Genomic DNA, 13,552 nt, shown 5'->3' on the forward strand with positions numbered 1-13,552 from the left:
GTTATGACTTCCGACAATAACGGACTGCGGTCCGGTTCTGCAATGCCGCTGGAACTCCTGCGGACGCCGCCGCCCAAGGAGCGCGCGGACGCGGCCCGGAACCGGGTCGCGGTGCTGGAGGCGGCCGCCCGCCTGTTCGCCGAGCACGGCGTCGAGGCGGTGTCCATGGATCAGATCGCCGCGACCGCCGGCGTGGGCAAGGGGACCCTGTTCCGCCGGTTCGGCGACAAATCGGGCCTGGCCGCCGCGCTGCTGGACGCCCGCGAGCGCGTGCTGCAGGAGGCGGTCGTGTCCGGGCCGCCACCGCTCGGCCCCGGAGCCCCGGCCGGCGAGCGCCTGGCCGCTTTCGTCGACGCCTACTTCGACTACCTGCTGGAGCACCTGGCGCTGGTCCGGATGTCCGAGACCGCCACTCCCGGGGCCCGCTACAGGATCGGGGCCTACCGGTTCTGGCACCGCCACGTGGCGATCCTGCTCGCCACCGCACCCGACCCCGACCATGCGGCCCACGCCCTGCTCGCCGCCCTGGCGGCCGAGCACGTCGCCGCACTCCTGCCGGAACTCGGCGAACAGCGCATGCGCACCGGCCTGCTCCGCCTCGCCCGGGCGGCGATGTGACGCCCTGCCCCCTCGGCCGGCGGCCTCGTTCGTCGGCTCGGCCCGCACGGTCGCCGTCCACCTGGAACGGCTCCGGGAGGCCACGGGGGCGGACGAGTTGCTGATCACCACCCTCACGCACGACCACACGGCCCGGGTCCGCTCCTACCGCCTGCCGGCCGAGGAGTGGGCACGCCGCGGCTGACGGCCGCGGTCCTGCCGGCCGTGGTGCGGCGGGGGTCCGTCCGGCGGATCAGGGACGGACCGGGAGGCGGTCGGGATGAGGAGCGGCGATCGGTGCCAGTCCGAGGTCGGTCAGGGCGGACGTCCCGGTCGGGGTGTGTTCGCCTCCGGCGAGCAGGTGGGTGCGTGCCCACTGGTAGCGGCAGTCGGCCGTGTCGAACGCCGCTGCCGTGGCCAGCAGGCGCGGCCGGTCGCCGTCGAGGAGGGCCTGGGCGCGTTCCACCAGGGCGGTGGCGACCGGGTTCCCGGCGACCACGGCCCGGGCGGAGGCGATCCGGGCGCGGGCGTCCGGGTGGCCGGCGAGGACGGAGGCCTCCGCGCGGAGTGCCTCGTACCAGTGCAGCCAGACCCAGCAGACCCATTTCCACACCTGCCGCGGCTCGGGCGCCACGCGGTCCAGGGCCGCGTGTGCGTCGCCGTGGTGGAGCAGGACCATGGCGTCGAAGACGGCGCCGTGGCCGTTTCGGTGGTCCTCCTCGCTGCCCGTCCGGTCGGTGATGGCGAGCCAGGCCGCCCGGGCCCCGTCGTCCCCGCGCAGGCCGTGGATCATCGCGACGGCCGCGGCGGCCGGGCCGAGCGAGAAGGAGCGCTGCCGGCCGGTGCGCTCCCAGGCGTCGCGGAAGCGCGCGCCGGCGGTGAGCACCTCGTCGGCGCGGCCCGCGAAGGCGTCGGCGACGAGCAGCCAGGAGGTGGCGTGGTCGCCCACGTCGGCCAGCTGGGGCTGCTCAGCGAGGCGGGCGCCCCAGCGGCGGGCCGCCGTGAGCTCGCCCGCGCCGACGGCGGTCGCGGCGGCCATGGCGAGGGCGTCGATGAGCTCGTGCGTCCGGGCGGGGGTGTGCGGGGCCGGGGCCAGGACGTCGATCCGCTCCCGGGCGGCGGCCGCGGCGGCGAAGGCGTCACCGGCCCAGCTCTGGGCGCCGGAGAGCGCGTCGAGGGCGGCCGACCGTGCCACGGGGTCTCCCGCGCGGCGGGCGAGTTCGACGGCCCGTCGGGCGCAGGCGACGGTGTCGGGCGCGGCGTTGTCCGGGGCGCCCTGGACGGCGCCGAACGCGTCGGCGGTCACCGCCGCCTCGGCCAGTGCGACGGCCGGGTCGTCCTGGCCGGCGAGGTCCCGCGCCCGGGAGAGGAGGCCGGTCACCTCGTCCACGGGCGGGACCCGGACGAAGGTGCTGGAGAAGCGGTAGGCGGCCGTGGCGGCGGCCGCCAGGTCGCGAGCGGCCGCCGTGGTGTCGCGGGCCCGGTGGGCGGCTTCGGCGGCGGCCCGGTGCAGGCGGTACATGTCGTCGCCGAGCCTGCGGCACCCGGCCACCCCGGCGGCCTGCCGCAGTGCGGCGGCGGCCTCGGTGTCGGTGGCGGCGAGCAGGGCCGCCTGCTCGTAGCGTTGCTGGGCTTCGCCCAGGAGGTTGCGGGTGAAGGCCAGTCCGGCCGTGGACAGGGCGAGACGGTACGCGTCCGCGTGCTGGTCGGGCCGGTCCGCGGCCCAGGCCAAGGCGGCCCGCAGGTCCTCCGCGACCGCGTCGAACCGGGCCCGCCAGTGCGGGGTGTCCGATTCCTCGAGGCCGGACGCACCGGCCAGGCACCAGGCCAGGTGGCGTGATCGGACGTCGGTGAGCTCGTCGGCGTCGGCGAGCCGCTCCGTGCCGTACTGGCGCAGTGTCTCCAGGGCGTGGTAACGGGTGCCGGTCTCGGACGGGGTCACGGCGAGCAGGCTCTGCTCGGCGAGCCGGCCGAGCCCGTCGGCGACCGCGGCCGCCTCCAGCGGGGCGAAGCCGGTCACCTCGGCGGCGGACTCGGCGGTGAAGGGGGCGACGAAGACCGAGACCCGCCGCAGCAGGGCCCGGTCCTGCGGGTCGAGCAGGTCGTGGCTCCAGTCGAGGACGGCCCGCACCGACCGGTGCCTGCCGTCGGCGCGGGGGCCGCCGGCGAGGATCCGGAGCTGGTCGGAGAGGCCGGCCGTCAGGCCGTCCAGGCCGAGCGTGGACCACCGCGCCGCCGCCAGTTCGATGGCCAGGGCCATACCGTCGAGCCGTTCGCACAGGGCCGCGATCCGGTCGCGTTCGGCCGGATCCGGGGCCCTGCCGACCGCCGCCGCCCGCTCCAGGAACAGGGCGACCGCCTCCGATCCACCGCCGCCGACGCGCGACAGCGGGGGCACGGGGAAGACCCATTCGAACGGCACCATCAGCCGGGCCCGGCTGGTCGCGAGCACCCGTATCCCCGGGCAGGCCACGAGGAGCCGTTCCAGGAAGGGCGCCACGCCGTCGCGCACCTGCTCGCAGTTGTCCAGCACCAGGAGCGCCTGATGGTCCGTCAGCGCCGCGACGAGTGCGTCGTCGACGTCGCGCCCCGGCTGCTCGCCCACGCCCATGGCCGCCGCGACCGCCGCGCCCACCCGTCCGGGGTCGGTGACCGGGACCAGGTCGACGAAGCACACCCCGTCGGCGAACCCGTCGGCCACCTGGGCCGCCACCGCCAGGGCGAGACGCGTCTTGCCCACCCCGCCCAGACCCACCGCCGTCACCAGCCGACGCTCCGTCACCGCCACTGCCAGAGCGGCCCGTTCCCGGGCACGTCCGACGAACGCCGTCAGCGGGGCCGGAAGAGCGGGTGCCGGCCGCGTCCGCTCGGCGCGCGCCGGTCCGGGCGCCCGCCGGGACAGGGCCCGCCGGTCGGGCACCTCCAACTTCCGCAGCAGCGAGGAGACATGTGACTCGACCGTCCGTACGGAGATGACGAGCCGCGCGGCTATCTCCGCGTTGCTCAGGTGCTCCCCGAGCAGAGCGAGCACGTCGGCTTCCCGGGCAGAGATCACTGGAGTGGCCACCGGGTCATTATCCGTAGTGCTTTCCGTGGTCGGCACGGAGGCGCCCCGTACCCCGTGCGGGGGAAGCTGTGGTCACAGGGAACGGCCCGGCGAACCAGCGGGCCGACCGGAACCCGCGATGACAGGAGTGACCGTGACCGGCTCTTCCACCCAGGGCGTCAAGACCGTGCTGCACCCCGTGTCCGACCTCGCCCAGGCCAAGGCGGTGTACGCCGCGCTGCTCGGTGTCGCGCCGCAGACCGACGGACCCCACTACGCCGGCTTCGACGTGGCCGGCCAGCACATCGGCCTCCTCCCGGGCGGCGGACCGCAGGGCCTGACCACGCCGGTGGCCTACTGGCACGTCCCGGACATCGAGGCGAAGGTCGCCGAGGTGACCGCGGCGGGCGCCACCGTCAAGGAGCCCGCGCACGACGTCGGCGGCGGCCGCCTGGTGGCCACCGTCATCGACCCCGACGGCAACCTCCTCGGACTCGTGCAGGACTGACGAGCGCGCCCCGAACGGGGTCCTGACGGCCCCTCCTCACGACCCGCACCGACAGATCCACGCATCCGCACCCTCGAAGGAGATCCACCATGAGCAGCACCGACGGCGCCACGCACCAGGGATTCACGGCCGAGGAGCGGGCCGCGATGAAGGACCACGCGCAGGAACTCAAGAAGACGGCCGCGCGCCGCGGCTCGAAGGCGGACAAGGCGGCGCAGGAGGCACAGGACGTCCTCGCGAAGATCGCCGAGATGCAGGACCCGGACCGGACCATGGCCGGGCGCGTCCACGCCGTCGTCACCGCCGCCGCCCCGGTCCTCGCGCCGAAGCTCTGGTACGGGATGCCCGCCTACGCGCTGGACGGCAAGATCGTCTGCTTCTTCCAGTCCGCGGAGAAGTTCAAGGCGCGCTACGCCACGCTCGGGTTCAGCGACCGGGCCCGGCTGGACGACGGCCCGATGTGGGCGGCCGGCTTCGCCCTGACCGAGGTGACGGCCGAGGTGGAGGAGCGGATCGCCGCGCTGGTGAAGCAGGCGGTGAGCTGAGGCGCGCCCGCAGGCCGATGCCGCCCCGGGGCCGGGGCGGCCCTCACCCGGCCGGCCACAGCCACACCGTGTCGTTGCTCCTGGCGCTCGTGCCGCCGCCGCACCCGGCGGCCAGGGACTTCCCGTCCGGGCTGAACGCCAGCGCCTCGACGGAGGCGCCGGGCTCGTGGGTGGCGGTGGTGGTGCCGGAGGTGGTGGACCAGACGCGTACGGTGCCGTCCCGGTCGCCGGTGGCCAGCGTGGTCCCGTCCGGGTGGAAGGCGACCGCCTGGACCGGGGAGGCGTGGCCTTCGAGGGTGGCGACGTCCTGGCGGGTGGCGGTGTTCCACAGGCGCACCCCGTCGCCCTGGTCGCCGAAGGCCAGGAGCTGGCCGTCGGGGCTGAAGACCGCGCCGGTCGCCATCCTGGCGTCGAGGGTCGCCAGGACGCCGTCGGCCGATCCCTTGCGCAGCTGGAGCGGCGATCCGGCGGCCAGCATCGTGCCGTCCGCGCTGTAGGCGGCCGGGCCGAGTTTCACGTCCTCGTACAGGGCACGCCGGGATCCGGTGCCGGTGTCCCACAGGTACAGGCCCCGGCCGCTGCTCGCGGCCAGCGTCTTCCCGTCGGGGCTGAGCCCCAGGTCCTGCACGAACCCGTCCTGGGCCTGGCCCGTGGTCTCTCCGGTGAACGTCCCGACGGTGCGGCCCGTGGCGACGTCCCACTTGAGGATCCTGTGCTCCTCGGCCCGGTAGAGCGTCTTGAGGTCGCGGCTGAAGGCGTACGGCTGGATGTACGGGGCGATGCCGATCCGGGTGACGACCGCCTTCCTGCCGGGCAGTGACCAGCGCCAGATCTCGCCGTTCCCTCCGGCCGCGGCCAGTGTCGTCCCGTCGGGGCCGAAGGCGAGCCCGTACGTGCTGCTCGGGCCGTCGAGGGCGTCGCCGTTGCGCAGCAGCAGGTAGGCGGGGACGCCGACCGCGGCGACCGCGGCGGCGGAGGCGCCGCTGATGAGCAGCGCGCGCCGTGAGGGCCCGCGGCGGGCCGGGCCGGTCGCGGGGGTGGCCGGCCGCCCGGGCCGAGGGCTGCCGGGGCCGGGTACGGCGGCGGGTTCCGGCGTCGCGGGGGCAGGCGTCGGCGCGTGGGTCCGTGTCGCCGCGGCGGCCAGGGAGCCCGGGTCCGGTCCGGGACCCGGGACCGCGGCCGGTTCGGGGGTCACGGCCTGTCCGGGGCCCGTGGCCCGGGCCCGTTCCGTCGGCGGATGCGGTGTCCGGCCGGGCGGGGCGGCCGCCGCGGTGGGTTCGTGGGCCGGCGCGGGGACCCGCGCCGCACCTGCGGCGGCGGCCGCGAACCGTGCGGGCAGGCCCTCGACGGCGGGCCGGTCGGCCGGGTCCTTGGCGAGGCAGTCGGTGAGGACGGCCCGGAGTTCGCCGTCGGTGCCGTCCAGGGCGGGTGGTTCGTCCAGGATCCGCTGGACGACGGCGGGAAGCGAGGGCGCGTCGAAGGGGCCGCGGCCCGTCGCGGCGAAGGCGAGGACGCAGCCCAGGGCGAAGACGTCGCCGGCGGGGCCGGCCCGGTCGGCGCGGATCTGCTCGGGCGACATGTAGGCGTAGGTCCCGATGACGGATCCGGTCGCGGTCAGGGAACTCGCGTCCACGGCCCTCGCGATGCCGAAGTCGATGATGCGCGGGCCGTCCTCGGCCACGATCACGTTGCCCGGCTTGAGGTCCCGGTGGACCAGCCCGCACCGGTGGATCGCCGCGAGTCCTTCGGCGAGCCCGGCTCCGAGCCGCAGGGCCGCCGCGGGATCGAGCGGTCCGTGCTCGGCCACCGCGCGGTGGAGGGTGGGGCCCGGTATGAACGCGGTGACCAGCCAGGGGGATTCGGCCGTCGGGTCGGCATCCACGACCTGCGCGGTGTGGAACCCGCCCACCTGCCGTGCGGCCTCCACCTCCCGCGCGAACCGCTCCCGGAAATGGGGGGTGCCGGCCAGCTCCGGGTGGATCAGCTTCACCGCGACCCGGCGGCCGCCCGGCGAGGTGCCGAGGAAGACCTGGCCCATGCCGCCCTCGCCCAGCCGTCCCTCCAGCCGGTAGGGGCCGACCCACCGCGGGTCGTGGGGCATCAACGCGTCCATGCGTACCGTCCGTCGGGGTGTGGTGAGGGGCAGCCGGTGCCGGTCAGGCGAGCTGCCAGAGCTGGATGGTGTTGTCGGTGGGGCTGAAGGCCGCCGCGAGCGTCTTGCCGTCCGGGCTGAACGCCAGGGCGGAGAGCAAGGGAGCGGCGGTCGACTGCCGGAGGTCGGCGGTGAGGGTCTGGGTGACCCGCCCGGTCGTCGCGTCCCACAGGCTGATCGTGCCGCCGGTGGCGGCTCGGGCCCCGTCCTTGACGTCGTCGCCCGGGCCGAGGCCGAAGCCGCCGCCCGCGATCACCGTGTGGCCGGGCCGGTAGGCGGCCTCCTCGATGCGCCGGTGCGGTGAGGTGAGGGTGGCCGTGGGCCGCCCGCTCTCCCGGTCCCACAGGTGGACGCCGGGTCCCGCGCCGCCGATGGTCTTCCCGTCCGGGCTGAACAGCACCCGGTTGAAGCGGAACTCGACGGAGTCGTCCGTGAAGGTCCGGGGTTGGTCCCCGCCGGCGACGTCCCAGAGCAGGACGCGCTGGCGGGAGGCAGTGGCCACCGCCTTGCCGTCCGGGCTGAACAGCACGCCGGAGGGTTCGCCCGCGTCGAGCTTCCTCGTGCGGCGTCCGCTCGCCAGGTCGAAGAGCTGGAGCGTGCCCCCGCCGGCGGCGGCGAGGACCGCGCCGTCGGGACCGGCCGCGAGGGAGTACGGGGTCGGAACCGGGTAAGCCTCGAACCCGGAGAGTCCGGGCATCGGTGTCCGGGTCCGGGCGTCCCAGCGCCGCAGCGTTCCGTCCTGGCAGCTGCCCACCAGGGTCCGGCCGTCCGGGGTGAAGGCAAGGCCGTTGACGTGCGGGGGCTCTCCGCCGAACCTGGTGGTCGTGCGGCGGGTGACGGTGTCCCACAGCCACAGCTCACCGGCGGACCCGGCGGCGGCCAGGGTCCGGCCGTCCGGGCTGAAGGCGAGGGACACCAGCGACTGGGGGTGTCCTTCGAGCCGGGCCACGGGCCGGGTCCGGTCCTGCTCCCCCGCCGAACCCTGCCAGGAGTCCCGCAGCAGGTAGGCGGGTACGGCGACGGCGGCCGCCAGGGCGCCCGTCCCGCCGAGGAGCAGCGTACGGCGGGACAAGCCCGTGCCGGGACGGGGTGCGGTGGGCGGGCCGGGCGGGCCCGGTGGTGGCGTGGCCGGCTGCGTCGGCAGGGCGTGGAGCGCGACGGCGGGCGCGGGTCCCGAGGCGCCGGCGGGTGCAGCGGTCGCGGGGCCCGGCCCGGTGACGGAGAGGCGGGCCAGCACCTCGTCGGTGCGGGGGCGCCGGGCGGGGTCCTTGGCGAGGCAGGCTTCGACCAGCTCGCGCAAGGGGGTGGCCAGTCCGTCGAGTCGGGGCGGTTCGCTGACGACCCGGTGCACGATGGCCGGCACGGTGGTGGCGTCGAAGGGGCTGCGGCCGGTCGCCGCGAAGACGAGGACCGACCCGAAGGCGAACACGTCGCCGGCGGGCGAGAGCGCCTCGCCCCGTATCTGTTCCGGTGACATGTAGGCGTAGGTGCCGATGACCGATCCGGTCCGGGTGAGCGCGTCCGCGCCCGGTTCGTGCGCGATGCCGAAGTCGATGATGCGCGGTCCGTCCTCGGCCACGATCACGTTGCCCGGCTTGAGGTCCCGGTGCACGAGCCCGCACCGGTGGATCGCGGCCAGCCCTTCGGCGATGCCCGCGCCGAGCCGGAGCACGGCCGCCGGGTCGCGGGGGCCGTCGGCGTCGACCAGGTGCCGGAGGGTCGGGCCCGGTACGAACGCGGTGGCCAGCCAGGGCGGTTGTGCCGTCGGGTCGGCGTCCACGACCTGCGCGGTGTGGAACCCGCCGACCTTCCGCGCGGCCTCCGCCTCCCGCGCGAACCGCTCGCGGAACCGCGGGGCGCCGGCCAGCTCGGGCCGGATGAGCTTCACCGCGACCCGGCGGCCGCCCGGCGAGGTGCCGAGGAAGACCTGGCCCATGCCGCCCTCGCCCAGCCGTCCCTCCAGCCGGTAGGGGCCGACGGTCCGCAGGTCGCCCGGGCGCAGTGGCCGGACCGGTGAACTCCCTTGTCCGGCGGGGCTTGTGGACTCTGTCACGCCCGGCATTCAACCATGATCCTTCGCACGGGGGTCGAGGGGCCCGGCTCCGGACGGCCGGGGGCGGGCGTACGCGGCCTGCTTTCAGCCGCCGGTGCCCGCGGGTGCCGGACCGTCCTTGCGCGGCGGGTTCCAGCAGTCGAAGAGCACCTGTCCGCTCCGCCTGTCGTAGAAGAAGGACCCGCTGTAGAGGTCTTCGGTGATCCTCTTGTCGGCGGGTCCGCTCGTCATCCAGTCGGCTCCCTCCGGCAGGAGTTCCGCGATCTCCGGGGGGACGTTCTCGGGTACGGCGGGCCGGAACTCCAGCGCGGGGTCCTGCAGGTCCCGGAGCACGGCCTGGTCGTCGACGGCGTTCAGCACGCCCACGAGGCGGATGTCGTTGTGCGAGGGCAGCCGGGACGGTACGTCCGGGTCGATCCCGCACCAGGAGGTGGACTCGAGCTGCTTGAACGACGGGAACCGCGAGGTGATCCGGTCGGTTTCGTGCCGCACCGTGCAGGTGCCGGCGCCTCCTTCGCCCGCGGCCGTCCCGCAGGACGACGCCGTGAGCACGGACAGCAGCACCGCGGCGAGGACGCCCGCGGACGAAGGGCGCGCGGTGCGGGCCGGTGCGCCGGTGGGCGCATCCGGCGGGCAGGGCAGGCCGCTCGCGTCCGCGTGGGGCATCTCTTCCGGTACCTCGTCTCCTCGTGTGCGTGCGTACGAAGGGTAGGCGGTCGCCGCCGCCGCGCCCCTTCCCGGGTTCAGGTGCTCGCGAGGGCGGCCGCGCCGAAGGAGACGTCGAAGCGGTCGCACCAGATGGTCACGCTGCGGTAGTCGGCCAGGTTCACGTCGGCGGGGATCTCGTAGTTCTGGTCGCCCTTGTTGCCCTTGAGCCTGCCCAGGCTGACGTGTTTGCCGTCGTCGAAGACGGACCAGCCGGCCACTCCCTCCTTCACCGGGGCGTCGCTGAGCCAGACGCGCAGGTCCGGGCCGTTGCTCGTGTCGAGGTTCTCCAGGCGCAGGGTGCGGGAGCCGTCGGGGAGACGGATCAGCTTCACCGTGCCGGTCGTGGTGTGCTCGTGGCTAACCAGGGTGCCCCGGGCCAGGGTCTGCGGGCCGGCCGGTGCCCCCGGGGGCACAGCCGGGGCCGTGTGCCCGGGTACGGCGGCCGTCGGTGATGCCGTCGGGAGGGCGTCGTGGACGGTCGCGTCCTGCCAGAGCTTCCAGGGCTGGAACCAGTACACGCCGAGGCCCACGACCAGCGCGGCCGCCACGAGCAGCCCCGCCCACAGCCGACCCCGTCGCTTCGTCTCTGTCACTGCCGTTGCCCTTCCTCACCGTTCCGTCGCCCGTATTGAACGCGAGCGGCGACCGGCGGCACCAGCTCCGGCCTGGTGACGAAAGTCTTACGTGCGCCGCTGCTTCGCGGCCCTGCTCGCCCGTGCCCGAGCGCGTGCGGCCCGCCGGCCCTCCCTCGTGCCCCACCACATGCGGACGAGGAGGACGGCGGCCGAGGCGGCGAAGAGAGCGGCGGTGATCAGCAGCCATCGTGGGAGGAACACGTCCGCGGGAAGGGCGGTGGTGACGGTGAAGTGGTCCACCCGGCGGAGGACCAGCGGCCACCAGACCAGCAGCAGGACGCCGGCGATGAACCCCGGTACGCGGACGTGGTTGACGCTCACCCGCGCCCCGGGCCCGCGCGTGCCCGCGCCGGGTCCGAAGAGCGCCTGCACCGCCCGGTCCGTCACCGAGTACAGGGGCAGCAGCACCAGATCGTGCAGGAGCGCGGCGCCGACGAACCACAGGGCCACGCCGGCGGCGTCCCCGGTGAGGAGCCGGACGCCCGCGTACAGGGCGAGGGCGAAGGAGGCGAGGACGAGGAGCAGATGCAGCGGCGAGGCTCCGTAGCGGTGGCGGAAGGCGCCCGCGTCCGGGTGCGGGAGCCTCATGCAGGCCCCCCGAAGGTGAGGCGGGTGACCCACTTGGTGTTGTGGACACCGGGGGCGCCGGGAACGATCACGCGGGCCGGATATCCGTGATCGGGGGACAGGACGGCCCCGTTGACGCGGACGGCGAGGAGCGAACGGGCGTCGCGGGTCTGGTTGTCGCCGAGGACCACGGAGCCGAACGACCCGCCGCGCTGCACCGACTCCACCAGCACCCGCGGGGTGTCCGTGCCGAGCCCGACGAGGGCGGCCAGCTCGGTGAGCCGGACGCCGCTCCAGTGCTGGTCCGGGGTCGACCAGCCCTCCACGCAGGCGATGGGCAGGGACGACTCGCTCCGGGGCAGGGCCAGGAGCTGGCCGTACGTCAGTTCGACCTGCCGGCCGCCGCCGCGTACGGTCAGCCGCCAGGCGGGGCCGATGTCGCTGGGCCGGATGCCGACCGAGGCGGCGGTCTTGTTGATCTGGAAGCCGTTCGGTCCGGAGCCGGGGTCCTGTCCGTGCGGGGCGAGCAGCGCGGTCTGCCGGAACCAGCCGCCCACGCTCTGCCCGGCGGTCACCGCGAACAGCGCGAGCGAACCCAGCCCGACCATGCCCAGCGCGCCCCGGCGGGAGATCGTCGGCGGAGCCGGGCGCGGGGAGACCAGTCCGGCGGCCTCCTGCGTACCGGCCGGTGGATTCCGCCTCAGCCGGCGCACCGCGTGCAGCGCCCGGGGCAGCCGGAAGACCACGTGGACCACGAAGGCGGAGAGGAACACCCAGGCCCCGTAGAAGTGCAGGGTGTAGAAGGAGCCCGGGAAGACGTAGTGGAGCTGCACGTTGAGGATGCCGGTGACGAACTCGAAGCCCGCTCCTCCCACCAGCAGGAGCAGGGACAGCCGCTCGATGCCGTGGGCGGGCGAGCGCACCGGCGGCCACTCGAACAGTTTCGGGATCACGGACCACAGCTTCGCCAGGAGCACCGGCACCAGCACGACTCCGAGCGTGACGTGCACCCCCTGGGTGATCCGGTAGAGCCAGTACGGGGAGGTGGGCCAGGGGAACAGGTAGAAGCCGAGCAGTCCCTTGTCCGGGGTCTGGTCGTTCACCGCCGCCAGGTCCGGGTCGTACGCGGCGTACGACAGCAGGCCCGTCACGAACAGGACGGTGATGCCGGCCAGCAGGACCAGCCCGAGTACCCCTGTCAGCCACGGCCCCCGCAGGGGGCTGCGCCAGAACCCGGGACGGGACGGGCCCGGCGGCGGCCCGGACCGCCGTACGGATGCCAGGGCCGTGCGGACGCGGGCCGGGGGTGTCGGCCCGGGAGGACCCGTACCGGGTTGCGGGCGCGGGGCGGGTCCGCGTGCGGCCGGTGGACCGGCCTCGGGGCCTGAGGGCTCGCCGCCCGGGTTGCCGCCGTCCGCATCCACACGACACCTCCTGGAATTCCGCATACCAGGATGTACCAGACATCCTCGGCCGAGGAGGACCTGCCGCGTCGACGACACGGCCCCTTCCCCACGCGCCGCGCGGCGGCTCGGCGGGCGCGCGGGCCGCACCGGCCCGCTCCCGGATGACGGAAGTCTTACGGGAGCGCGTGGGAGGCCTCCGGGAGGCCCGGCACTGCGTACCGTCCGGAGCATGCGCGTACTCGTCACCGGAGGGGCCGGGTTCATCGGCTCCCACATCGTCACCGCCCTCTCGGCCCGCGGGCACGACCCCGTCGTCCTCGACGCCCTGCTGCCCTCCGCCCACCCGGGTGCCCCGCCCCTGCCCGGCGCGGGGTTCGTGCGCGCCGACGTACGGGACGCCGACGCGGTCCGGGCGGCGCTGCGCGGAGTGGACGCGGTGTGCCACCAGGCGGCGATGGTCGGGCTGGGCAAGGACTTCGCGGACGCCCCCGGCTACGTGGGCTGCAACGACCTCGGGACGGCGGTGCTGCTGGCGGAGATGGCCGCGGCCGGTGTGGGGCGGCTGGTGCTCGCCGGGTCGATGGTGGTCTACGGAGAGGGCCGGTACACCTGCGGGCGCCACGGAACGGTACGCCCCGGGCCACGGCGGGCCGCGGACCTCGAAGCGGGCCGGTTCGAGCCCCGCTGCCCCGACTGCGGGGCCGAGCTGGCGCCGGGCCTGGTCGGCGAGGACGCGCCGGCGGACCCGCGGAACGTGTACGCGACGACGAAGCTGGCCCAGGAGCACCTGGCGGCGTCCTGGGCGCGGTGCACGGAGGGCCGCGCGGTGTCGCTGCGCTACCACAACGTGTACGGGCCGGGGATGCCGCGCGACACCCCGTACGCCGGGGTGGCCTCGTTCTTCCGCTCCGCGCTGGCCAGGGGCGAGGCCCCCCGGGTCTTCGAGGACGGCGCGCAGCGCCGGGACTTCGTCCACGTCACGGACGTGGCCTCGGCGAACGTGGTGGCGTTGGAGGCGGTCGGCGCGATGCCGGGCGGACGGCTGGAGGCGTACAACACCGGCAGCGGGGATCCGCACACGGTCGGCGAGATGGCGTCGGCGCTCGCCACGGCGCACGGCGGGCCGGCGCCGGTGGTCACGGGCGAGTTCCGGCTGGGCGACGTCCGGCACGTCACCGCCGACTCCACCCGGCTGCGCGAGGAGCTGGGGTGGCGTCCGGAGGTGGGCTTCGCCGACGGGATGGCCGAGTTCGCCCGGGCCGGGCAGCGTCCGTCGGCGGCTGCCGTCCGCTGACGTCGTGTCCGTTCCGCCGGACGTGGCCGGCCCGGCCCGGC

At 75.4% G+C, this 13,552-nt stretch carries 11 protein-coding genes and 1 pseudogene; 5 read left to right on the forward strand and 7 right to left on the reverse strand.

Translation table 11 applies throughout. The annotated features are described in order from the left end of the window. Positions 1–3 precede the first annotated feature (3 nt). Together AB0469_RS22940 and AB0469_RS22945 are read left to right on the forward strand one after the other, a co-directional pair. On the forward strand, positions 4–618 hold the full coding sequence (locus AB0469_RS22940) for a helix-turn-helix domain-containing protein (protein WP_366453278.1): 615 nt from the start codon (positions 4–6) through the stop codon (positions 616–618). Positions 619–646: 28 nt separating this feature from the next. Next, positions 647–802, forward strand: a pseudogene (locus AB0469_RS22945) (LLM class flavin-dependent oxidoreductase); the annotation flags it as partial. Positions 803–850: 48 nt separating this feature from the next. Here AB0469_RS22945 and AB0469_RS22950 read toward each other — a convergent pair. Further along, the gene (locus AB0469_RS22950) at positions 851–3,664 is read right to left on the reverse strand and encodes a LuxR C-terminal-related transcriptional regulator (RefSeq protein WP_366453279.1); all 2,814 of its coding nucleotides are present in this window, start codon (positions 3,662–3,664) and stop codon (positions 851–853) included. Between the two features lie 133 nt (positions 3,665–3,797). Between AB0469_RS22950 and AB0469_RS22955 the strand changes: the two genes are divergently transcribed. Both AB0469_RS22955 and AB0469_RS22960 read left to right on the forward strand, forming a co-directional pair. Further along, positions 3,798–4,151 carry a VOC family protein gene (locus AB0469_RS22955; protein WP_366453280.1) on the forward strand — a complete coding sequence of 118 codons (354 nt, stop codon included), beginning with the start codon at positions 3,798–3,800 and terminating at the stop codon, positions 4,149–4,151. Positions 4,152–4,240: 89 nt separating this feature from the next. Continuing rightward, positions 4,241–4,696: a DUF1801 domain-containing protein gene (locus AB0469_RS22960; RefSeq protein WP_366453281.1), complete on the forward strand. Its 456-nt coding sequence runs from the start codon at positions 4,241–4,243 to the stop codon at positions 4,694–4,696. Between the two features lie 43 nt (positions 4,697–4,739). Here the strand turns inward: AB0469_RS22960 and AB0469_RS22965 are convergent, their stop codons facing one another. From AB0469_RS22965 to AB0469_RS22990, 6 genes are all read right to left on the reverse strand, one after another. Further along, positions 4,740–6,809: a protein kinase gene (locus AB0469_RS22965; protein WP_366453282.1), complete on the reverse strand. Its 2,070-nt coding sequence runs from the start codon at positions 6,807–6,809 to the stop codon at positions 4,740–4,742. Between the two features lie 43 nt (positions 6,810–6,852). Next, positions 6,853–8,901, reverse strand: coding sequence for a serine/threonine-protein kinase (locus tag AB0469_RS22970; protein WP_366453283.1), 2,049 nt, complete (start codon positions 8,899–8,901; stop codon positions 6,853–6,855). A gap of 84 nt (positions 8,902–8,985) precedes the next feature. Beyond that, positions 8,986–9,567, reverse strand: a complete 582-nt coding sequence (locus AB0469_RS22975; RefSeq protein ID WP_366453284.1) for a hypothetical protein — start codon at positions 9,565–9,567, stop codon at positions 8,986–8,988. Between the two features lie 77 nt (positions 9,568–9,644). Then, entirely contained in the window at positions 9,645–10,202 is a 558-nt protein-coding gene (locus AB0469_RS22980) for a DM13 domain-containing protein (RefSeq protein ID WP_366453286.1), read from the reverse strand. Between the two features lie 87 nt (positions 10,203–10,289). Further along, entirely contained in the window at positions 10,290–10,832 is a 543-nt protein-coding gene (locus AB0469_RS22985) for a hypothetical protein (protein ID WP_366453287.1), read from the reverse strand. Beyond that, positions 10,829–12,094 carry a molybdopterin-dependent oxidoreductase gene (locus tag AB0469_RS22990; RefSeq protein WP_366453322.1) on the reverse strand — a complete coding sequence of 422 codons (1,266 nt, stop codon included), beginning with the start codon at positions 12,092–12,094 and terminating at the stop codon, positions 10,829–10,831. Before AB0469_RS22990 ends, AB0469_RS22985 begins: the two co-directional genes overlap by 4 nt. Positions 12,095–12,446: 352 nt before the next feature. Between AB0469_RS22990 and AB0469_RS22995 the strand changes: the two genes are divergently transcribed. Continuing rightward, positions 12,447–13,511, forward strand: a complete 1,065-nt coding sequence (locus AB0469_RS22995; protein WP_366453288.1) for an NAD-dependent epimerase/dehydratase family protein — start codon at positions 12,447–12,449, stop codon at positions 13,509–13,511. Positions 13,512–13,552 lie beyond the last annotated feature (41 nt).

Origin of the sequence: Streptomyces sp. NPDC093801 (assembly GCF_040701585.1) — a bacterium.
In the GTDB taxonomy this organism is placed as follows: domain Bacteria; phylum Actinomycetota; class Actinomycetes; order Streptomycetales; family Streptomycetaceae; genus Streptomyces.